Below are 22285 nucleotides of genomic sequence, written 5' to 3'. Positions count from 1 at the left end.
ATCTGCTATTCCCTCCGCGCAGTGATCGCCAATCCCGATCCGAGACACTTTCCTGACAGGGGCCGCAACTGCCCGGCCAAGACTTGACTCATTCCAGAGCGGCGCCCGAGTGGGTCGACGCGCCGCCGACCTCGAACGGGAGCGGATCCGGGACGAGTGGTGCAGCCGCGCGGTTTCGTCGCAGCCGGCCCGTTCCCACCCCGTGCACACCCCGGAGCGTCGATGCCGACGCGACGGGCGGTAGTGCAACCGCCCTTGATTACGTATCCTGCCCAAGGCGCCCGCGCCGGTGCCCGGCGACGCGGCCGGGCGCTCAGCCGGCCGGCGCGTTGCCCGGCGGTGCCGGCACCCCTCCTGCCACCCCTGTACGGGCGAGGTCTGATGAGAACCCGCGACTGGCCGATCCGCTCGAAGCTGACCGCGTTGGTCGTCGCGCCGGTGACCGCGCTCCTGGCGCTGTGGATCTTCGCGACCACCCTGACCTTCGGTCCCGCCCTGAACCTGCTCTCCGCCCGCACCCTGCTGTACGACCTGGGTCGCCCCGGCGAGACGGTGGTCACCGAGCTGCAACGGGAACGTCGACTCTCGGTGGTGCAGCTCGCCGGTGACTCCGCGCTGCCCGCACTCGCCGAGCAGCGCGGGCGCACCGATCGGGCGATCGCCGAACTGCGCCGCCGGGTGGACGGGGAGCCCCTGCGCGACGCCGCTGACGACCTGCTGGAAACCCGTGTCGACCAGCTGGTCAACGCCCTGGCGGCGCTACCCAGCGGGCGGAAGTTCATCGACGACCGCAAGGTGGACCGGGCCGGCGCTATCGGCCTCTACAGCGGCATGGTCTCCGCGGCCTTCCAGGCGTTCGCCGGCATGGCGACCCTGACCGACCCGGACATCAACCGGCAGGCACTGGCGCTCACCGCGCTGGGGCGCTCCCGGGAACTGCTCGGCCAGAGCGACGCGCTGCTGGCCGGCGCACTGACCGCCGGGCGGTTCGCCGAGGGGGAACACACCCAGCTCGTACAGGCCATCGGCAACCAACGGTGGCTCACCGAGAACGCCGTGGCCGACCTGCCCGAGAGCAGCCGGGTCGCGTACCAGCGGTTGACCGAGGGTGAGGCGTTCACCCGGCTGCGCACGATGCAGGACGCGCTTGTCGTACCCAACCGGTCCGGCCGGCCGACTGTCGACGCGGCGGCCTGGCAGGCCAGCCAGGACGCCGTGCAGCAGCAGTTACGGGACTTCGAGCTGTCCGAGGCCGACGCTCTCACCGACCGTTCGGTGCCGATGGCGGTCCGCATCCTGGTGCGGCTGGCCGCCGCCGGCGTGCTCGGGCTCATCGCCGTGGTCGTCTCCGTGCTGGTGGCGCTGCGGGTCGGCCGCACCCTGGTCCGGCGGCTCAGCGGCGTCCGCACCGCAGCGCTGGAGCTGGCCGAGCACCGGCTGCCCGACGTGGTGACCCGGCTGCGCCGTGGCGAGCAGGTCGACGTGGCCCGGGAGGCGCCGCCGCTGGAGTACGGCCACGACGAGATCGGCGAGGTCGGGCGCGCCTTCACCGAGGTGCAGCGCACCGCCGTCCAGGCCGCCGTGGACGAGGTCACCCTGCGCCGCGGGCTCAACGAGGTCTTCCTCAACATCGCCCGCCGGAGCCAGAGTCTGGTGCACCGCCAGCTGCATCTGCTGGATCGGATGGAGCGGCGTAGCGAGGACCCGGACGAGCTGGCTGAGCTGTTCCAGGTCGACCACCTGGCCACCCGGCTCCGCCGGCACGCCGAGGACCTGGTCATCCTCGCCGGCTCGGCGCCCGGCCGGGGTTGGCGGAACCCGGTCGCGATGGTCGACCTGATCCGCGGCGCGATCTCCGAGGTCGAGGCGTACGAGCGGGTGGACGTCACCGCCGTGCAGCCGGCCGGCGTGCTGGGGCGGGCGGTCGGCGACGTGATCCACCTGCTCGCCGAGCTGGTCGAGAACGCCACTGCTTTCTCCCCGCCGGACACCCGGGTCACCGTCACCGGGGCGCAGGTGGCCAACGGGTACGCCCTGGAGATCACCGATCAGGGGCTGGGCATGTCCGACGCGGCGCTGGAGACCGCCAACACCCGGCTGGCGAGCTCGCCCGAGTTCGACCCGGCGCAGAGCGCCCGACTCGGGCTGTTCGTGGTGGCCCGGCTGGCGGCCCGGCACGGCGTACGGGTGCGGTTGCGCCCATCCGGGCAGGGTGGTGTTACCGCCGTGGTGCTGGTTCCCGGCGATCTGGTCACCACCGAACCGCCGGCCGGCCCCGACCCTGCCACTCTCGGCGCCGCGTCGGCCGACCCGAACCGGCGGCTGGCTCGGACGGCGCGCCGGGGCACCGTGACCCGCCCTCGCACCCGTCCGCCAACGGCCCCGTCCGCCAGCACGGCCCGGCCCGCCCCACCCACCGGAGCACCGGCCTCGGCCGCCCCGCCGGCCACTGGGCGCGGTGAGGGGTCGGCGACCTCCGACGAGCCGGAGGACGAGCTGGATGGCCTGCCCCGCCGGGTGCGACGTCGTACCCCCGCCGCCCAACCCCGTTCCACAGTCACCGACACGCCGTCGCCCCGCTCGCCGGAGGAGGTCCGCCAGGTGATGGCGGCGCTACAGGCCGGCACTGCGCGCGGACGCGCCACCGCCATTCCCCCGACGGCACCGGCTGGCCCGGCGCCAACGGGTTCGGCGGCGCCGACCGGTCCGGCGGCCCTCACCGACCCGCCGACGACCCCCGAACCTTCGACAGCAACTGAGAGGGACGCCTAGTGCGGGATTCGACGAAGCAGAGCGCCGGCCTCGACTGGTTGCTCGACGAGCTGGTGCAACGGGTACCGGCCGCCCGGGAGGCGGTGGTGCTCTCCGCCGACGGTCTGCTGCTCGGCTGTTCGGCGGAGCTGGAGCGCTCCGACGCCGAGCATCTCTGTGCGCTCGCCGCCGGCTTCTCCAGTCTTGCCCGGGGTGCCAGCCGGCACGTGGACGGCGGCCCGGTCCGGCAGACAGTGGTGGAGATGGAGGCGGCGTACCTCTTCGTCACCGCCGCCGGGCAGGGTGCCTGCCTCGCCGTGGTGAGCGACGCCGACGCGGACATCGGGCTGGTCGCGTACGAGATGGCGATGCTGGTGATCCGGGTGGGGGAGAGCCTCGCCGCGCCGGCCCGATCGGCGGCGGGTGCCGGAGATGCGGACTGAGCCGCCCGGGCCGCAGCACGAGTGGCTGGACGGTGAAGCCGGCCCCGTGATGCGCGCCTACGCGCTCACCGGAGGCCGGGTACGCTCCGCCGTCGACGATTTCAACCTGGTCGCGTTCGTGTTGGCCGGTGCGGACGTCGACGCGGCGAGCCACCCGCGCCTGCTGCCGGAGCATCGACGGCTGGTCGGGTTGGCCTGCCGGCCGGTGTCGGTGGCCGAACTGGCCGCCGAGTTGGACCTCGCGGTCGGCGTGGTCCGGGTACTGCTCGGTGATCTCCTCGCCGAGGGCCTGGTCGCGGTGCACGAGCCACCGGCCGCCGGCATCCTTCCCGACGACGACATCCTCAAGGCGGTGGTCAGTGGACTCCGTGCGCTTTGACCAGGCGGGCACCAGCACCACCATCCCGCTGGCCCTGAAGATCCTCATCGCGGGAGGCTTCGGTGCCGGCAAGACGACCTTGGTGAGTGCCCTGAGCGAGGTCCGTCCGTTGCAGACCGAGGAGGTGTTGACCGGTGCCGGAATCGGCACCGACGACATCTCCGGCGTGGAGGGCAAGTCCACCACCACCGTGGCGATGGACTTCGGCCGGATCACCATCAACGACGACCTTCAGGTCTACCTGTTCGGCACGCCGGGTCAGGACCGGTTCTGGTTCCTCTGGGACGAGCTGGCCTTCGGCGCGCTCGGCGCTGTGGTGCTCGCCGACACCCGGCGGCTGGCCGACTGCTTTCCCTCCATCGACTACTTCGAGCAGCGTGGTATCCCGTTCGTGGTGGGCGTGAACTGCTTCGACGATTCCCGCCGGTTCAACCTGGAGACCGTCCGCCGGGCCCTCGACCTGGACCCGGACGTGCCGATGGTGCTCTGCGACGCCCGGGACCGGCAGTCCGGGAAGATGGTGTTGATCTCTCTGGTGGAGCACGTCGCCCGACAGCGCGGCGAGCCGGTGCCGGCGGCCTGAGAACCGGCCCGGAAAGCCGGTTAACGGGCGGGCAACGCGGGCAGCCTCTGGTTGGATCAACGAAGGATGCCGGCGGAGGAGTGGGACGTGAACGGTCAGGGTGAGGTCGTCCACATCGGGGGTTACACCGCGCAGAGTGGCGGGCGGGGCAGCGGCATCGTCGCGGCACGCCGCGACCCGAGGACCGGGGCACTGACCCCACTCGGCACGGTGGCGGTCACCCCGTCCCCCTCCTTCCTGGCGCGGCACCCCACCCAGCCGGTGCTCTACGCGGTCAACGAACTGGCCGACGGGCAGATCAGCGCCTGGCAGGTCGGCGCGGACGGTGCGTTGGACCCGCTCGGCAGCCGGTCGACCGGCGGTGCCGAGCCCTGCCACCTGGCGGTGCTGCCCGGCGGCGGTCACCTGCTGGCGGCCAACTACGGCAGCGGCAGCATCGCGGTCTTTCCACTTGACCCGCAGGGCGTGCCCGGCGAGCGCAGCGACCTGGTCGTGCACGAGGGGCACGGCCCCGACCCGGAGCGCCAGGACCACGCCCACGCCCACATGGTCTCGCCGGGGGCGGGTCGCGGGCCGATCCTCGCCGTGGACCTCGGCACCGACTCGGTCTACCGGTACGACCTGGACGAGGCGACCGGACGACTGGTGCCACGTGCGCCGCGGATGCGTACGACGCCCGGCACCGGCCCTCGGCACCTGGCCCGGCACCCGGACGGACGGCGCTGCTACCTCGTCGGTGAGCTGGACGCCTCGGTCACCGCGTACGAGCTGACCGACGACGGCGCGTTGCACCAGCGCGGGCGGGTCGAAGCGAGTGAGCGGGCCGGTCATGTCCAGCCGTCGGAGGTCGCGGTCGCCCCGGACGGGCGGTTCCTCTACGTCGGCAACCGTGGGGTGGGGACGGTGGCGGTCTTCGCCCTGACCGGGGAGTTGCCCGAGCTGGTGGCCGAAGTGGACACCGGCGGCGAGTGGCCTCGGCACTTCGCTCTGATCGGTGGGCACCTCTACGTCGCCGACGAGCGGGCGGACATGGTGCGGGTGTTCCGGCGCGACGCCGACACCGGCGTCCTGGAGGTGGTCGGCGAGCCGGTGCCGGTGCCGAGTCCAACGTGCGTTTTGCCCTGAACGATGGTTTAGAGACGCGAGTGCTGCACTGATTCGGCAACGCCACGGGGCGGTTACGTCACTCTGTGTTGCAAAAAGGTGGTCAACTGTTTCTCCTCCGTAACTTTAGTCCGAACGGATGTGGCAGAGACGGCACCTAGTACGCAAGATGGTCACCGTGTCAGCAGGCCGCCATCGCATGCGTTCGAAACTCCACCTAGCCGCCGCCGCCGCAACGGCGGGGGTGCTCGTCGTGACGACGGGCGCGTGGTTCGGCTATCGGGAGTTGGTCCAGCCCAGTTGCTCCGGGGAGATCCGGCTTGCCGTGGCGGTCGCCTCCGAACTCGCGCCGGCGGTGGACGCCGCCGCGTCCCAGTGGGTCAAGGACGGCGCCGCGGTAGGCCCGACCTGCATCCGCGTCGACGTCTCGGCGTCCGACCCGGTCGACGTGGCGGCCGTGGTGGCGGCCAAGCACGGCGCTGTACTGGCCGGTGTGGGGCAGGCCAGTGGCACCGCCGTCAGCCCGGACGTCTGGGTGCCCGACTCCTCGACCTGGCTGCTGCGGTTGAAGAAGGACGCGACAGCGTTCGCTCCGACCAACGGCGCGTCAATCGCGCGCAGCCCCATCGTCGTCGCGATGCCCGAGCCGATCGCCACCCGACTGGGCTGGCCGGACAAGGAGTTCAACTGGACCGACCTGCTCAAGCAGGTAAACAACACGAGCACGCCGCTGCGGACCGGGATCGTCGAGCCGACCCGCGACGCGGCGGGCCTGTCCGGTCTGCTCTCGCTGACCGCCGCCGCCAACGGCGCCGGCGGTGACGCCCAACGCAACACCGTCGGCGCGCTCCGCGCGCTGGCCACCGGGCGCTCCTCGCTGCGCAACGACCTACTGGCCCGTTTCCCGACGGCCAACGACGCGACGTCCATCGCCAGTGGTCTCGGTGCGGCGGCTCTGTCCGAAGAAGACGTGATCGCGTACAACAGCAAGAAGCCGCCGGTGCCGCTCGCCGCGCTCTACATGCAGCCGGCGCCCATGCCGCTGGACTACCCGTACGCGGTGCTGCCCGGCATCGAGCCGAGCAAGGCGTCGGCGGCAAAGGTGCTGTTCGAACTGCTCACCAGCCCCACCTTCCGCGACCGGTTGGCCGCGCAGTCGCTGCGTGCGCCGGACGGCAACTGGGGCGAGGGCTTCAAGGCGCCGCAGGGTGCGCCGAGCCCGTCCGGCGGCGCGCCGACTGCGCCGGCGAACGGCGGCACCGCGGCTGGTGGTCTGGACCCGGCCGCCATCCAGCGGGTCGTCTCCAGTTGGTCGATCGCCACCCAGTCGGGTCGGATGCTTGCCGTCATCGACGTCTCCGGCTCGATGAAGGAGCCGGTGCCCTCCGCCAACAACCGGAGCCGGGAGGAGGTCACCGTCGACGCGGCGCGCCGCGGTCTGAGCCTCTTCGACGACTCCTGGTCGATCGGCCTGTGGACCTTCTCCACCAAGCTCGTCGGTAGCCGGGACTACCGGCAGTTGGTCCCGATCGGGCCGCTCTCCGGCCAGCGGGGCCAGTTGGAGGGGGCGCTGGCCACCGTCCGGCCCTCCGACGGCGGTACCGGTCTCTACGACACCATGCTGGCGGCCTACAAGGCGGTGCAGGAAGACTGGCAGCCCGGCCGTGTCAACTCGATCGTGCTGTTCACCGACGGCAAGAACGAGGACAACAGCGGTGTCAGCCAGGGGCAACTGCTCGCCGAGTTGAAGCGGACTGCCGACCCGGAGCGGCCGGTCCAGGTGATCATGATCGGTATCGGTGAGAGCGTCAGCAAGGCAGAGCTGGAGTCGATCACCAAGGTGACCGGTGGCGACGTCTTCGTCACCAAGGACCCGAGCGAGATCGGCAGCATCTTCCTCAGCGCCATCGCGCGGCGTCCGCCAGCGCCACGCTGATCCGACGCTCAGCCGTCCAGGGGGTCTGCCGTACCGCCGATTCGGTGTGGCAGGCCCCTTTTCGGCCAGCAGGTTGTTGAAGAAAAGTGACGGCAATACGTCGGAAGCAATCGGCAGTCATAGTTGTCAAGGCAGGATGTCGACTGTTCCGGCATAGTCGGTCCGCCTCCGGTCCGACCCGTCGGCCGGGGCCATCCTGTACAGAGTGGGAGGGCCGGTGAGCGTGGCGACACTGTTGACCCCCGCCACGTCGGCGGAGCCGGACGCTCGACGCGCCGGGCTGGTGGCCCGCGCCGACGAACGGTCCTACGTTCGGGTTCTGGTGGTGCTGGACACCACCGTCCTCATCATCGCGCTGCTGATCGGCTACGTCGCCCGTTTCGGTGAGGGCGAGCCGACCGGCTCGGAGATCCCGTACGTGCTGGTCGCCCCCGGGTTGGTGCTGGCCTGGCTGGTCTCGCTCAAGGCGCTCGGCTGCTACGACGACCGGGTGATCGGCTACGGGGCGGACGAGTACCGGCGGGTCAGTTCCGCCAGCCTGCGCCTGGCCGGGGCGATCGCCATCATCGGCTACATCGCCGACGTCGGCGTCTCCCGGGGGTTCCTGGGCATCTCCTTCGCGGTGGGCACCGTCGGGCTGGAGGTGGCGCGGTTCGCCGCCCGTAAGCGGCTGCACCGGGCCCGCTCGCTGGGTGTCGGCTGGTCTCGCAAGGTGTTGGTGGTCGGCGACACCGCCCACGTGCTGGAGTTGGTCCACACGCTGCGCCGCGAGCCGTACGCCGGCTACCAGGTGGTGGGCGCCTGCATCCCGGACGCGTTGCTCGCGCCGGTGGCGCAGCGGCTGGGTGACGTGCCGGTGGTGGGGTCGTTCCGGGGCATCCCGGAGGCCGCCACCGCGATCGGCGCGGACACGGTCGCGGTGACCGCCTCCGGTGAGCTGACAGCTACCCGGCTGCGCCGTCTCGGCTGGCAGTTGGAGGGGACCGGCGTCGACCTGGTCGTGGCACCCGCGCTGACCGACGTCGCCGGCCCACGGATCCACACCCGCCCCGTCGCCGGCCTGCCGTTGATCCACGTCGAGGCGCCGGAGTTCCGTGGGGCCCGCAAGCTGGTGAAGGGTCTCGTCGACCGGTCCGTCTCGTCGCTGGCGCTGGCGGTGCTGCTGCCGCTGATCGCGTTCATCGCCCTGGCCATCAAACTGGACAGCCGGGGTCCGGTGCTGTTCCGGCAGGTCCGGGTCGGCCGGGGCGGGCAGGAGTTCGGCGTGTTCAAGTTCCGCACCATGGTGGTGAACGCGGACGCGCTGCTCGCCGAGCTGACCGCGCGCAACGAGACCGACGGCCTGATGTTCAAGATGCGCCAGGACCCCCGGGTGACGCGCGTCGGCCGGCTGCTGCGCAAGTGGTCACTGGACGAGCTGCCGCAGCTGGTCAACGTGCTGCTGGGTCAGATGAGCCTGGTCGGGCCCCGCCCGCCGCTGCCCTCGGAGGTGGCCCGTTACGACGGTGACGTGGCCCGACGGCTGCTGGTCAAACCCGGCATGACCGGCCTGTGGCAGGTCAGTGGCCGCTCCGACCTGAGCTGGGAGGACGGCATCCGGCTCGACCTCTACTACGTGGAGAACTGGTCGCTCGCCGCCGACCTCACCATCCTCTGGAAGACCTTCGGCGCGGTGCTGAACGGCCGCGGCGCGTACTGAGCACCGGTCAGGGTTGCGGGCCGGTCCAGTCCAGGCAGACGACAACCGCGTCGTCGACCAGGTCACCGGCCACGAACGCGCGCAGATCACCGATCAGCGACCGGACGGCGTCCAGGGGCGCCATCGGCCCGGTCCGCCGAAGGAACCGGTCCAGCGCCGTCTCGCCGTAGCGCACGTGCTGTCCGGTGGCCTCCACCACCCCGTCGCTGACCACGAAGACGCGGTCACCGCGCTCCAGCGGGAACTTCTGCTCGTGGTAGTCGGTCGCCTCGAACATGCCCAGCGGGAACTGCGCCTCCAGGGGCTGCTCGGTGACGTCGCCGTCGCGGAGCAGGACCAGTCGGGGCGACCCGGCGTCCACCACTGTCATCATCCCGGAGCGCAGGTCCAACTCCATCAGCAACGCGGACAGGTGCTGCTCGCCCCGGTACAGGTCGTAGATGGCCTGGTCGGCGAGGGCGGCCTGGTCGGCCAGGCCCAGCCCGGCCCGACGCGCGTTGCGCAGCGCGTGAGTGGCCAGCGAGGTGAGCAGGGAGGCGGCCACCCCCTCACCGGTGCCGTTGATGGTGGACAACCAGAGCCGTTCCCCGTCGTCGGACCAGTCGAAGCTGTCGCCGCGCACCGCGTACGCCGGCTCCAACTGCCCGGCCAGGCTGAACGAGGGACGGATCCGGCTGCGGCCGGGGAGCAGGTCCCACTGCATCTCGGCGGCCAGGGTGAGGCGTTGGGAGCGCCGGGCCGCCCGATAGACGTCGGTGCCGGCGGAGACCGCCGCCACCTCGTGGGCGAGCGCGGTGGCGATCTCGGCCAATGCGGCGACGACGTCCCGGTCGTCCGCAACGGGTGACAGGCGCAGCACCCCTCGACGCTCGCCACGCATGGTGACCGGGAACCAGGCGGTGCCGTCGGTCAGTATCGGCGACTGGTGGTCGAAGGCGCGCCAGGCCGGGTGCCCGGGGCTGGTGATCGGGTCACCGTCGGTGAGTGGCAGCAGCTCCGCGATCCGGTAGTCGACCTGGTAGAGCTCGACCTCGGTGATCCCGTACGACTGGACGAGCACATCCCCGATACCACCGACGAGACGGTCAGCTGGTGTCTCGTTCAGGGCACGTCGTGCCCGATTGACCGGTTCGCTCATCGTCAGCCCTTCACTGAAAGCTCGACCACCAGGAGGTTCGGAGTACTCTCGGGCCACCATGGCCGAACTGAACCGTCCGATGGACCCTGAGACGAGTATGGCTGCCGCACTGGACGCGGCGGCCGCTGCCCTGCTGGGCATCTGGGAGTCTGCCCGGGAGGGGACCGCCAACCGCGTGTCGGGTGCCCAGTTACGGGCGGTGATGGTGGTGGAGCAGCACGACGGGATCAACCTGCGTCGCCTCGCCACCCAACTCGACATGCTGCTCAGCTCCGCCAGCCGTCTCTGCGACCGGCTGGTCGCCGCCGGCATGCTGGAGCGCGAGCCGGGCCGCTTCGACCGGCGGGAGATCTCGCTGCACCTCACCCCGGAGGCCCGCCGGCTCGTCGCCGAGTTGCGGGCCGACCGCCAGGGCCAACTCGCCGCCGTGTTGGCCGGGATGAGCTGGGAGGGCCGCGACGCCCTGCTGCGCGGGATGCGGGAGTTCGACGAGACCGCCCGCCGCCAACAGGCGCAGAACGCGCCTCCACCGGACGAGCCGACGGGCCAGGGGGACTGGCCGAACGACCCGGACCGGCCCGGTGGGCGGTCGGGAAACTGGCCGGTCGAGTCGGCTCGGCAGACCCAAGCGGGGTGGACGGGTTCGTCAGGGGGCCCGGAACGATCGCTCGGCTCCACTCGGGATTGGCCGGCCGACGACCCGCCGGTGGCGCGCACCGCCTGATCGAGCCGGCCGGGCTGTCGCCCGTCGGTCATGCCGAGGCGCCCACGGCCAGCATCGCGATGTCGTCGTGGGCCTGCCCGTCCAACCAGTCGTCGACCGCCCGCAGTACCCGGTCGATCAGTGCCGCCGGGGGTTGACCGGCCGCCGCGACCAGCGCGGCCCGCAACCGGGCCTCGCCGAACATCCCCGCGTCGCGCGGTCCGCGCGCCTCGGTCACCCCATCGGTGTACGCGAGCAGCAGGTCGCCCGGATCGAGGTGCACCCGCGCCTCGGCGAACCGGGCGGCGGTCAGCGCCCCCACCGGCATGCCACCGACCGGGACCGTGGTGACGGTGCCGTCGGCGGTGACCAGCAGTGGCGCCGGGTGCCCTCCGCCGGCGATCCGGACGTCCAGCCCGGCCGACCCTCGGTCGAGCGAGCCGAGCAGCACTGTGGTGAACTGGCTGCGCCGTGCCGCGTCCGGCGCGTCGAACAGCGCCTGGTTGAGCAGCTGGATCAGCTCCAGTGGGCGTTGTTCGACGAGCCGCAGCGTCTGCAACGACTGGCGGACCCGGCCGGTCAGCACCGCCGCGCCCACGCCCTTGCCGGACACGTCGCCGAGCCCGAACAGGGCGCCCTGTGGGTGTGGGAACACCTCGTAGAAGTCACCGCCGATGCGCAGGGTGTCGCCCGCTGCCCGGTAGCCGCCGGCCATCGTCACGCCGGGCACCGTGGGCAGCTCGGGCGGGAGCAGGCTGGTCTGCAGCACCCGGGCCAGGTGGGCCTGCTCACCGTGCAGGTCGGCGGTGGCCAGTGCGGCACCCGCGCGGGCGGCGAACTCCCGGGCCAGCTCCACGTCGCGCCTGTCGAAGCCAGCCCGCTCGGGCCGACGGATGAGCAGCAGCGCCCCGGCGGACCCGCTGGCGCTGAGCAGCGGGCTGACCAGCACCATGCCCGGAGGGCCGAACCCGGGCGGCAGCAGGTCGGCCAGTTCGGTGCGCGGGGCGTCCGGCCAGGTGCCCGGCTCGGCAGCTTCGCCGGCCAGCGCCTCGGCCAGCCCGGGCACCGCGCCGGTCAGCGCGGGACCGGCCAGCCCGGTGACAGGGGCGGGCTCACCGTCGGCGTACCGGATCCACCGGGGGTGCGGCTCGGCCGGCACCGTCGGTCGGGGCAGTGCCACGGCGACGTCGGCCAGGTAGGGGACGGCGAGCGTGGCGGTGGCCAGGAGGACATGGTCCCGGTGCAGGGCCAGCGCCAGTCGGCTGCCGGCCTGGGCGAGGAACGCGGTGCGGGAGCGTTCGGCGAGCAGGGCGTCGGCGCGGGCGTGCTCCTCGGTGACGTCGCGGACATACCACGCCCACCGGGAGCCGGCGAGTTGCCGCCGGACGCCGCGCAGTCGCCGGCCGTGGTGGTCGGCGTCGAAGCGGTCAGCGCCGCTGGCGACCGCCCGGGCCAGGGGTGCCACCGGGCAGCCGGCCAGCTCGGTGCCGGCGTCGATCTCGGGGATCAGCTCGGCCGCCATGGCGTTGACCAGGGTGACCCGGCCGGTCCCGTCCGTTGTCAGCACGGCCTCGGCGAGCCCGTCGAGCAGCTCGCGAGCCAACAGCTCGTCGGCCGGCAACGGGGTGCCGCCGGGTTGCCGGGTCGTGGTCACCGCCGGACGCCGGCTCGCGTCTGACGACGTGTGCGCATGCTGCTTCTCGACTCCTCACCGGGGATCGTTGCCTGGGGGCAAGGGTACCGATCCTCCCCGACAGCGGCGCACGGCGCGGGGTGGAGTTCAGCCGGAGCGGGCCAACCAGCCGACGGGCTGGGCGACGATCCGGCGGGCCACCGATCCGGCGGCACCCACCGCCGCGGCCTCCGCGCCGAGCGTCGACGGCCGGACCGTGACCGGCGACCAGGCCGCTGTGAGCACCCGGGCGTCGATCTCGGCGAGGACCGGGGGGCACAGCCAGGGTGCGAGCGCGGCGTAACCGCCACCGAGTACCACGGTGTCCAGGTCGAGCAGGTTGACGACGCCGGCCACCGCGACGCCGAGCGCCGTTCCGGCGTCGTGCAGCGCCCGCAGCGCGTCGGCGTCCCCGGCCTCGGCCAACTCGGCGAGCCGGGCCGTCGCGGTGTCCGCGGGAAGCTCCGCCCTAGCCAGCCCGGCGGCGGACACGATCGCCTCCTGGCCGGCGTACTGCTCCAGGCAACCCTGCCCGCCGCAGCGGCACGGACGGCCCTCGGGGTGGACCGGAAGGTGCCCGATCTCGCCGCTCCACCCGCGTACGCCGCGAAACAGCGCACCGTCCAGCACGATGCCGGCGCCGATGCCCACCTCCCCGGAGATGTGCAGGAAGCTGGACGAGCAGCCGGGCGGTTGAGAGTGCAGCTCGCCGAGCGCGGCGAGGTTGGCCTCGTTGTCCACCGTCAGCGCCGGGATGCCGGGCACCTGCTCGATCAGCGGAGGGTGCTCGGCGAGCAGCGCAGGCACCGGCACGTCACGCCAGCCGAGGTTCGGCGCGAGCCGGACCAGCCCGTCGTCGTCCACCAGGCCGGGCACCGCGAGCGCGGCCCCGACCAGGGTGAGGCCGTGCTGCGCAGCGTCGTCGCGCGCCGCCCCGGCCATCTCGACCAGGCGGGCCAGGGCGTCGGCGGGGGCCACCGGGCGCAGGTCGGCCCGGTGCACAGTGCGGTGGCGGACCTGGCCGGCGAGATCGACCACGCAGACCGCAAGGTAGTCGACGTTGACCTCCAGGCCGAGCCCGGCCGGACCCTGATCGGCCAGGACCAGCCCGCGCGCCGGCCGGCCGGCGCCCGAGCGGGGCGCGGGGTCGGACTCACTGACCAGCCGGCCGGCGAGCAGGTCCTCGACCACCGCGGACACTGTGGCTCTGGTCAGGCCGGTCGCGGTCGCCAGGTCGGCCCGGGACGGAGGGCGGTCGGCCGCGGCGATCCGGCCGAGGACGAGGGCGAGGTTGAGCTCGCGGAGACTGCCCTGACGGACTGCGCCGGCCGGGGCGTGGGTGAGGCTCACCCCTTGACAGTGCCATAGGGTGGGCAAATAATTCAATCGCTGAACAAATAGCGGACAACACCACCCCGGAGGTCGCTCATGGCACCCCGTCCCACCCCCGCCGACAAGTTCTCCTTCGGGCTCTGGACCGTGGGCTGGCAGGCCCGCGACCCGTTCGGTGACGCCACCCGTCCCGAGCTCGACGCGGTCGAGGCGGTGCACCGGCTCGCCGAACTGGGCGCGTACGGCATCACCTTCCACGACGACGACCTGATCCCGTTCGGCGTCGACGCGGCCACCCGTGACCAGCACATCGCCCGGTTCCGCAAGGCCCTCGACGAGACCGGCCTCGTGGTGCCCATGGTCACCACCAACCTCTTCACCCACCCGATCTTCAAGGACGGCGGCTTCACCAGCAACGACCGCGACGTCCGCCGGTACGCGCTGCGCAAGGTGCTGCGTCAGGTCGACCTGGCCGCCGAGCTGGGTGCCAGCACCTTCGTCATGTGGGGTGGCCGCGAGGGCTCCGAGTACGACCTCGCCAAGGACGTCCGCGCCGCCCTGGACCGCTACCGCGAGGCAGTGAACCTGCTCACCCAGTACTCCATCGACAAGGGCTACAACCTGCGGTTCGCCCTGGAGCCCAAGCCCAACGAGCCGCGCGGCGACATCCTGCTGCCGACCATCGGGCACGCGCTCGGCTTCATCTCCCAGCTGGCCCACCCGGAGCTGGTCGGCCTCAACCCGGAGGTCGGCCACGAGCAGATGGCCGGGCTCAACTACGCCCACGGCATCGCCCAGGCGCTCTGGCAGGGCAAGCTGTTCCACCTGGACCTCAACGGCCAGCGCGGCATCAAGTACGACCAGGACCTGGTCTTCGGCCACGGTGACCTGATGAACGCGTTCGCCCTGGTGGACCTCCTGGAGAACGGCGGCCCCAACGGCGGCCCGGCCTACGACGGCCCCCGGCACTTCGACTACAAGCCCTCCCGCACCGAGGACATGGACGGTGTCTGGGCCTCCGCAGCGGCCAACATGAGCACCTACCTGCTGCTCAAGGAGCGGGCGGCGGCGTTCCGCGCCGACCCCGAGGTGATCGAGGCGCTCGCCGCCAGCAAGGTCGGCGAGCTGAGCACGCCGACGCTCGGCGACGGCGAGAGCTATGACGAGCTCCTGGCCGACCGGTCCGCGTTCGAGGACGTCGACGTGGACGCGGTGGCCGCCCGGGGCTTCGCCTTCGTCCGGCTCAACCAGCTCGCCGTCGAGCACCTGCTCGGCGCCCGCTGAGGCCCCGCCATGCCGTTGGTCGCAGGCGTTGACTCGTCCACCCAGTCCTGCAAGGTGGTGATCCGGGACGCGGAGACCGGCGCCCTGCTCCGGCAGGGCCGGGCACCGCACCCGGACGGCACGGAGGTCGACCCGGAAGCCTGGTGGCAGGCGCTGCGCAGCGCCGCCGACCAGGCCGGCGGGTTGGCCGACGTGGCGGCGATCTCCGTCGCCGGCCAGCAGCACGGCATGGTGTGCCTCGACGAGGACGGCCGGGTGGTCCGCCCGGCCCTGCTGTGGAACGACACCCGGTCCGCCGACGCCGCCGCCGACCTGATCGAGGAGGCCGGCGGCGGCTCGGCGGGGAGCCGGTTCTGGGCCGAGGCCACCGGCAGCGTTCCGGTGGCCAGCTTCACCCTCACCAAGCTGCGGTGGCTGGCCCGGCACGAACCGGAGCTGGCCGCCCGGGTGGCCGCCGTCTGCCTGCCACACGACTGGCTGACCTGGCGGCTGGCCGGTGCGCCCGGGTTGGGCGCGCTGCGTACCGACCGGGGCGACGCCAGCGGCACCAGCTACTGGTCGCCGGCCACCGGTGAGTACCGACTGGACCTGTTGGAGCGGGGCTTCGGTCGGCGGCTGGTGGTGCCCGAGGTGCTCGGTCCGGCGGAGTCGGCGGGAAAGCTGGCCGACGACCTGGGTGGGTCGGGTGGCGCGCTGCTCGGCGCGGGCACCGGAGACAACGCCGCCGCCGCGCTGGGTGTCGGCGCCGGGCCGGGTGACGTGATCGTCTCGATCGGCACCTCCGGCACCGTGTTCAGCGTGGCCGACGTGCCGGCCGCCGACGAGAGCGGCACCGTCGCGGGCTTCGCCGACGCGTCCGGTCGTTTCCTGCCGCTGGTTGCCACGCTCAACGCCGCGCGGGTGCTGGACGCCGCCGCCGCGATGCTCGGCGTCGACCTGGACCAGCTGGCCGAGCTGGCGCTCTCCGCGCCGGCCGGGGCGGACGGGCTGGTCATGGTGCCCTACCTGGAGGGTGAGCGGACGCCGAACCGGCCGCTCGCCACCGGCGCGGTGCACGGCCTGACCCTGCGCACGTCGACCCCCGCGCACCTGGCGCGGGCCGCCGTGGAGGGCATGCTCTGCGCGCTCGCCGACGGCCTGGACGCGTTGACCGCGCAGGGCGCCGTCGCCCGCCGGGTCATCCTGATCGGCGGCGGGGCCCGGTCGGCAGCGGTGCGTCAGATCGCCCCGCAGGTCTTCGGCTGCCCGGTGGTGGTACCGCCGCCCGGCGAGTACGTCGCCGACGGGGCGGCCCGCCAGGCCGCCTGGGTCGCCCTGGGTGGTGCCGCGCCGCCGGTCTGGGCGGTCGAGGGCACCGAGGAGTACGCGGCAGAGCCCGTCCCCGCCGTCCGCGAGCAGTACGCCGCAGCCCGCGGGCTGGTGCTCGACCGGCGCTGAGCGTCGGGATCGACGCGGGTGGTTGCCGGCCCACGGTGACCGGCACCCACCCGCGTGACGACCTCCTGCACGGAGTCTGGTTGGCTGCCGGTCATGACGGTGACCACTGGCGGGCCCGGCCTGCGCCCGCACGGTCGGGGCGGTGGGCGGACGCACCGGGCGTACAGCGTCGTGGTGTTCGTGCTGCTCGCCTCGCTGGACAACGTGGCGATCGGGCTGGTCCCCCCGCTGTACGGCCCGATCTCCGACGCGTTCGACGTGTCCGGGCGGCTGCTCGGCGTGGTCACCGCGGTCAGCTTCCTGGTCAGCGCGGTCGCGGCGGTCGGCTGGGCGTACGTCGGGGACCGGACCAACCGCAAGCCGCTGCTCATGGTGGGCACGCTGCTGTGGGCGGCGGGCACGGGCGGTAGCGCGCTTGCCGGCGGCTACCTGACGTTCCTGGCCGCGCAGTTGGTCGCGGCGGTCGGCCTCGGCGCGGTCGGCTCGGTGGGCTTCTCCGTGGTCACCGACCTGATCTCACCGACCCGACGAGGGCTGGTGATGAGCTTCTGGGGGCTCTCCCAGGGGGTCGGCACCCTGGCGGGCACTCTCGTCGGCGGGCTGCTCGGGGCGGCCGACTGGCGCCGACCGTTCCTGCTGCTGACCGGCGTCGGCCTGGCTGCCACACTGGCCTACCTGTTCACGTACGACATCCGGCGAGGCCAGAGCGAGCCGGAACTGGCCGGCCGGATCGACGCCGGCGCCGAGTACGACTACCGGATCAGCCGCGCCGACCTGCCGCGCATCCTGGGCCGGCGGACCAACCGGTGGCTGATCCTGCAGGGGCTGACCGCGCAGGCCGCGTTCGGCTCCCTGGTCTGGTTGCCGGTGCTCTTCGCCGAACGCGCCGAGGCCCAGGGTTACTCCACGTCGACGGCGGTGGTGGTGGGCAGTGTCTTCGCCACCCTGTTCCAGCTCGGTGGGGTGCTGTCCATCGTGGGTGGGTTGATCGGCGACGCTGTGCAACGGCGTACCCCGCGCGGGCGGGCACTCGTCGCCTCGATCGGCATCCTCGCCGCGCTGCCGTTCTACCTGGTGTTGTTCTTCGTTCCGGTGACCATCGACGTGCCGGACGGCGCCAGCGGTGGGGCGGTGGTCGGTGCGGTGCTGGCCAGTGTGTTCACCGAGCCGTCGGTTGGGCTGAGCCTGCTCACCGCGATCGTGGCGCTCGCGTTGACCTCGGCCAACTCGCCGAACTGGTTCGCGTTGATCGCCGACGTCAACCCGCCGGAGCACCGGGGCACTGTCTACAGCCTGGGCAACCTGGTCAACGGGGTCGGTCGCGCGGCCGGCAACGGGCTGGTGGGGGTGGCCTTCCAGGCGCTGCGAGGGGCGTTCCCGCCACCGCTGAACTTCGCCGTCGGGCTGGCCGCGTTCCAGCTCTTCTTCATCCCCACCGGCGTCATGTACTGGCTCGCCTCGCGGACCTCACCGGCGGACATCGACAACGTGCACGACCTGCTGCACACCCGAGCCGACCGCCTCTGACCCCACCCCACCCCACCCCCGCCCCACCCCGGCCCTGTCGATCATGGAGTTGTGGTGGGTGACAATTGGCCCGTAAGGCACCAAGCCAGGCACCATAACTCCATGATCGACGGGCCGGATCGCCCCCCGGCCCGCGATCTTGCGCTTACCGTCCCGACAAAGGCGGGCATTGAACCCATATCGACGACCGAAGCTGCAAGATCGGCGCGACGGCGGCGTCGGGGACACGTTCGGTGTGCGGTTCCGAGGACCTAGGCGTCCCCGCACGTCCTGCGCCACTCAAGATCGCGCTACTTCCTGGTTCTAGTTGCCTTCCGGCGGGCCGAGGCCACTGCATCCTGGAAGTAGCGCGATCTTGAGGGTGCGGGGCGCGGGCGGGCGGGGGCGCGGCGGGCGGGCGCGCGGCGGGCGGGCGTGAATCGTCTACGGCATCAGCTCCATAGCGAGCCGGTCCACACCGACCGGCCCGCCCGCGAGTACCGCCGAACGGGCCGGTCGGCGCTGGGTCAGCCGCGCAGCCAGACGGTCACGTCGGTCGGGACCGTGCCGTCGTCGTCCAGGGGTGCGCTGGCGGCGAGCAGCTCGGCACCGGCCGGCACCGGCACCGGGGCGGCGCCGAAGTTGGTCAGCACTGTCAGCTCACCGTTGCGGAAGCTCAGCACCTCGTCGCCGGAGGACAGCCACTCCAGGGTGCCGCGACCCAGCCCGTGGGCGCGGCGCAACCGCAGCGCCGTGCGGTACAGCTCGTACGTCGAGCCGGGCACGTCGCGCTGGCGGTCCAGCGCGTACTCCGCCCAGAGCGGGGGCTGCGGCAACCAGCTCGCGTCGGTCGGCCCGAAGCCGTACGACGGGGCGTCGGCCTCCCACGGGATCGGCACCCGGCAGCCGTCGCGGCCGCGCTGGGTGTGCCCGCTGCGCGCCCAGGTCGGGTCCTGACGAGCCTCGTCGGGCAGGGTGGTGTGCTCGGGCAGCCCCAGCTCCTCACCCTGGTAGAGGTACGCCGAGCCGGGCAGCGCGAGCATCAGCAGGGTGGCCGCCCGGGCCCGGCGCAGACCAAGTGCGGCGTCCGGCTGCGGGTCGCCGATGCCGATGCCGTTGGGGCGGACGGTGCCCACCGGCAGACCGAGCCGGGAGGCGTGCCGCACCACGTCGTGGTTGGACAGCACCCAGGTGGTCGGCGCGCCGACCGAGTCGGTCGCCTCCAACGAGCGGGTGATCACCGCGTACTGGGCCGGTGCGCTCCACGCGGCGAGCAGGTACTCGAAGTTGAACGCCTGGTGCATCTCGTCCGGGCGGACGTAGCGGGCCAGCCGCTCGGCAGGCTCAACCCAGGCCTCGGCGACCAGCACCCGCTCACCGGGGTAGCTGTCCAGCACCTGCCGCCACTGCCGGTAGATCTCGTGCACGCCGTCCTGGTCCCACATCGGCGGGCGCGGCTTGTCGATCTCGTTGCCGGAGAGGATCTCCTGCGGCTCCTGCCAGTCCGCCAGGTCGGCCTGCTTGATCAGGCCGTGCGCCACGTCCACCCGGAAGCCGTCCACCCCGCGGTCCAGCCAGAACCGCAGCACGTCCAGGAACTCCGCGTGCACCTCCGGGTTGTCCCAGTTGAGGTCCGGCTGCCCGGTGTCGAACAGGTGCAGGTACCACTGGCCGGGCTGCCCGTCGGCGTCGACCGTCCGGGTCCAGGCCGGACCGCCGAAGACGCTCTGCCAGTCGTTCGGCGGCTGGTCGCCGGCCGGACCGAGGCCGTCCCGGAAGATGTAGCGCGACCGTTCCGGGCTGCCGGGCGCGGCCGGCAGCGCGGCCTGGAACCAGCGATGCGCCGAGGAGGTGTGGTTCGGGACCAGGTCGACGATCACCCTCAGGTTGCGGGACCGGGCCTCGGCGATCAGCTTGTCCGCGTCGGCCAGGGTGCCGAACAACGGGTCGATGTCGCGGTAGTCGGCCACGTCGTAGCCGGCGTCGGCCTGCGGCGAGGGGTAGAAGGGAGAGAGCCACACCGCGTCCACACCCAGCTCGACCAGGTGGTCGAGGCGGGCGGTGATGCCGGGAAGGTCACCGACTCCGTCCCCGTCCGAGTCGGCGAACGAGCGGGGGTAGATCTGGTAGATGGCGGCCTCGGTCCACCAGCCGGTGGCCGGGTTGCCGGAGGAGGTCTGCTGCGTCGGGTCGGTGTTCAGGGTCGTCTCCCGTGTTGCGGTGTTTTGGATTTCAGTGTGCCCGGGGCGGCGCGGTCGAATCCCGGACCACCAACCGAGTGGGCAGGACCACCGGAGTGTCGCAACCGGCGCCCCGTTGACTGACGATAGGGCCCGGGGGTCGGGCCCCGAGCGGGTCGAGCAGCATCTGGGCGGCCAGCCGGCCCTGCTCGGCGGCGGGCTGGGCGACGGTGCTCAGCCCGAGCACGCCGGCCAGGTCGTGGTCGTCGATGCCGACCACGCTGACGTCCTGCGGCACCCGCAGTCCGACGTCGCGCAGGGCGGTCATCGCGCCCATCGCCATCTCGTCGCAGGCGGCGACGATCGCGGTCGGCGGCTCGCCGCGGGCCAGCAGTTCAGCGGTTGCCCGGTTGCCGCCGTCGATGGTGAAGGTGGACTCGATGTCCAGTGTGGGGTCGGGTCGCAGGCCGGCGGAGCGCAGCGCCGCCTGGTAACCCCGGCGTCGGTCGAGGTGGGTGGTGAAGGCCAGCTCGTCGTCCGGGTCGCCGGAGATGTGGGCGATCCGGTGATGGCCGAGGTCGATCAGATGCTTGGTCGCGGCCCGCGCGGCCGCCACGTCGTCGATCCGTACACACGGCCAGTTCGGCACCCTGCTGCCCGAGCTGATGGTGACGCCGGGCAGTTCCAGCGAGGCCAGCGCGGTCAGGTCGGCCGGGCGCAGGGGCGTGGCGACCAGCATCATGGCGTCCACCCGCTTGTGCAGGTTGGCCGTACGCAGGACCCGCTGGCGGACCTGCTCCCGGCCGCCCAGGTTGTAGAGCAGCAGGTCGTAGCCGGACTGGTGGAGGTACTCCTCGACCGCCTCGACGACGGTGCTGAAGAACCACCGGGTGATCCGGGGGACCACCACCGCTACCGTGCCGGTCCGGCCGCCGGCGAGCCGGGACGCGCTCGGTGAGACTTCGTAGTCGAGTTGCTCGGCGGCGGCGATCACCCGGCGGCGGGTGGCGGCCGAGACCGTCGGTAGTCCGCGCAGCGCCCGCGAGACGGTGGCCGTGGACACTCCGGCCAGCCGGGCCACATCATCGATCCTCGTCACGGTTTCCCCCGCTCGGTGCCCGGAGCGTCCGCCGCCGCCCGAGGGGCCGGGCGGCGGCGGACGCGCGGGTCAGCCCTTGACGCTGCCGGCGAGCAGACCTCGCACGAAGAAGCGCTGCAGGGACAGGAACACGATGAGCGGTACGACGATGCTGACGAACGCACCGGCGGTCAGGCGCTGCCACTCGTTGCCCCGGGTGCCGGCCATCTCGGCGAGCTGGACGGTGAGCGGGGCGGTCTCATCACCGCCACCGGCGAAGATCAGCGCAACCAGCAGGTCGTTCCAGACCCAGAGGAACTGGAAGATGCCGAACGCCGCCAGCGCCGGGGTGATCAGCGGCAGCACGATGGTACGGAAGATCTTCGGGTGGGTGGCCCCGTCGACCCGGGCCGCCTCCATCAGGTCCCCCGGCAGTTGCGAGATGAAGTTGTGCAGCAGGAAGACGGCGAACGGAAGCGCGAAGCAGGTGTGGGCGAACCACACCTGGGCGAACTTCTGCTCGTCGACCAGGTCCCAGGCCGGCATCAGTGTGACGCCGCCGAGGGTGACGCCGGTGGAGAAGAACTTCAGCAGCGGCACCAGGGCCATCTGCAACGGCACGATCTGCAACGCGAAGATCGAGATGTAGACCCAGTCCCGGCCGCGGAAGTTGATCCACGCGAGCGCGTACGCGGCGAGGCACGCGAAGGCGAGCGGGAAGAGCACCGACGGGATGGTGATCGCCAGCGAGTTGATGAAGGAACCGGCGAGTTGCCCGGAGGACGACGACCGCCCGAACAGGACCTGCTGGTAGTTCTCCAACGTGAACTGGGGGTTGGTGAAGGCCGTCCACCAGCCGGTGGTCTTGATCTCGTCCTCCGGGCGGAGGGAGGAGACGAGCAGGCCGAAGGTCGGGATGGTCCAGACCACCGCGATGACGATCGAGACGAGCGTCGCGGTGCGGCTGTTCAACCGCTTGCGGACCCGGCCGGCCGTGGTGGTCGGGGTGCCGTCGGTCTTCTGGGTGCCGGCGGCGACGGTGGGCGTTGCGGTCGTCATC

At 72.4% G+C, this 22285-nt stretch carries 17 protein-coding genes; 11 read left to right on the top strand and 6 right to left on the bottom strand.

The genetic code is table 11. The features are described 5' to 3' along the window. The first annotated feature begins 381 nt into the window (after positions 1–381). The 7 genes from IW249_RS03370 to IW249_RS03340 all read left to right on the top strand — a co-directional run bounded on the left by IW249_RS03370 (position 382) and on the right by IW249_RS03340 (position 8895). Positions 382–2772 carry a sensor histidine kinase gene (locus tag IW249_RS03370; RefSeq protein ID WP_196919452.1) on the top strand — a complete coding sequence of 797 codons (2391 nt, stop codon included), beginning with the start codon at positions 382–384 and terminating at the stop codon, positions 2770–2772. Beyond that, positions 2772–3194, top strand: a complete 423-nt coding sequence (locus IW249_RS03365) for a roadblock/LC7 domain-containing protein (RefSeq protein ID WP_196919451.1) — start codon at positions 2772–2774, stop codon at positions 3192–3194. The genes IW249_RS03370 and IW249_RS03365 overlap by 1 nt, the downstream gene beginning before the upstream one ends. Further along, entirely contained in the window at positions 3184–3573 is a 390-nt protein-coding gene (locus IW249_RS03360) for a DUF742 domain-containing protein (RefSeq protein WP_196919450.1), read from the top strand. Before IW249_RS03365 ends, IW249_RS03360 begins: the two co-directional genes overlap by 11 nt. Beyond that, entirely contained in the window at positions 3554–4156 is a 603-nt protein-coding gene (locus IW249_RS03355; protein WP_196919449.1) for a GTP-binding protein, read from the top strand. The genes IW249_RS03360 and IW249_RS03355 overlap by 20 nt, the downstream gene beginning before the upstream one ends. 87 nt (positions 4157–4243) lie before the next feature. After that, entirely contained in the window at positions 4244–5281 is a 1038-nt protein-coding gene (locus IW249_RS03350; protein ID WP_196919448.1) for a lactonase family protein, read from the top strand. A 157-nt stretch (positions 5282–5438) separates the two neighbouring features. Next, the gene (locus IW249_RS03345) at positions 5439–7196 is read left to right on the top strand and encodes a substrate-binding domain-containing protein (protein WP_196919447.1); all 1758 of its coding nucleotides are present in this window, start codon (positions 5439–5441) and stop codon (positions 7194–7196) included. Positions 7197–7413: 217 nt separating this feature from the next. After that, entirely contained in the window at positions 7414–8895 is a 1482-nt protein-coding gene (locus IW249_RS03340; RefSeq protein ID WP_196919446.1) for a sugar transferase, read from the top strand. A 7-nt stretch (positions 8896–8902) separates the two neighbouring features. Here the strand turns inward: IW249_RS03340 and IW249_RS03335 are convergent, their stop codons facing one another. Further along, entirely contained in the window at positions 8903–10033 is a 1131-nt protein-coding gene (locus IW249_RS03335) for a PP2C family protein-serine/threonine phosphatase (protein ID WP_196919445.1), read from the bottom strand. 97 nt (positions 10034–10130) lie between these two features. On the opposite strand from IW249_RS03335, the gene IW249_RS03330 reads away from it, so the two are divergent. Beyond that, positions 10131–10757: a MarR family winged helix-turn-helix transcriptional regulator gene (locus IW249_RS03330; RefSeq protein WP_196919444.1), complete on the top strand. Its 627-nt coding sequence runs from the start codon at positions 10131–10133 to the stop codon at positions 10755–10757. Positions 10758–10785: 28 nt separating this feature from the next. Here IW249_RS03330 and IW249_RS03325 read toward each other — a convergent pair whose 3' ends face one another. Both IW249_RS03325 and IW249_RS03320 read right to left on the bottom strand, forming a co-directional pair. Next, positions 10786–12390, bottom strand: coding sequence for a SpoIIE family protein phosphatase (locus IW249_RS03325; protein WP_307788503.1), 1605 nt, complete (start codon positions 12388–12390; stop codon positions 10786–10788). A 126-nt stretch (positions 12391–12516) separates the two neighbouring features. After that, positions 12517–13758, bottom strand: a complete 1242-nt coding sequence (locus IW249_RS03320) for an ROK family transcriptional regulator (RefSeq protein ID WP_196919443.1) — start codon at positions 13756–13758, stop codon at positions 12517–12519. 78 nt (positions 13759–13836) lie between these two features. Between IW249_RS03320 and xylA the strand changes: the two genes are divergently transcribed. The 3 genes from xylA (at position 13837) to IW249_RS03305 (ending at position 17988) form a co-directional block, all read left to right on the top strand. Beyond that, entirely contained in the window at positions 13837–15024 is a 1188-nt protein-coding gene (xylA, locus tag IW249_RS03315) for a xylose isomerase (RefSeq protein ID WP_196919442.1), read from the top strand. A 9-nt stretch (positions 15025–15033) separates the two neighbouring features. Further along, positions 15034–16461 carry a xylulokinase gene (xylB, locus tag IW249_RS03310; protein ID WP_196919441.1) on the top strand — a complete coding sequence of 476 codons (1428 nt, stop codon included), beginning with the start codon at positions 15034–15036 and terminating at the stop codon, positions 16459–16461. Between the two features lie 93 nt (positions 16462–16554). Then, positions 16555–17988 carry an MFS transporter gene (locus IW249_RS03305; protein ID WP_196919440.1) on the top strand — a complete coding sequence of 478 codons (1434 nt, stop codon included), beginning with the start codon at positions 16555–16557 and terminating at the stop codon, positions 17986–17988. Between the two features lie 506 nt (positions 17989–18494). Here the strand turns inward: IW249_RS03305 and IW249_RS03300 are convergent. The 3 genes from IW249_RS03300 to IW249_RS03290 form a co-directional block, all read right to left on the bottom strand. Further along, positions 18495–20168 carry a glycoside hydrolase family 13 protein gene (locus tag IW249_RS03300; protein ID WP_196924612.1) on the bottom strand — a complete coding sequence of 558 codons (1674 nt, stop codon included), beginning with the start codon at positions 20166–20168 and terminating at the stop codon, positions 18495–18497. Between the two features lie 31 nt (positions 20169–20199). After that, complete coding sequence (locus IW249_RS03295; RefSeq protein WP_196919439.1) at positions 20200–21246, bottom strand: LacI family DNA-binding transcriptional regulator; 1047 nt, start codon at positions 21244–21246, stop codon at positions 20200–20202. A 69-nt stretch (positions 21247–21315) separates the two neighbouring features. Continuing rightward, positions 21316–22284 carry a carbohydrate ABC transporter permease gene (locus IW249_RS03290; RefSeq protein WP_196919438.1) on the bottom strand — a complete coding sequence of 323 codons (969 nt, stop codon included), beginning with the start codon at positions 22282–22284 and terminating at the stop codon, positions 21316–21318. Position 22285 lies beyond the last annotated feature (1 nt).

The organism is Micromonospora vinacea (assembly GCF_015751785.1).
Classification (GTDB): Bacteria; Actinomycetota; Actinomycetes; order Mycobacteriales; family Micromonosporaceae; genus Micromonospora; species Micromonospora vinacea.
Note: the sequence above shows the minus strand (reverse complement) of the source record. Positions and strands in the feature narration are given on the sequence as shown.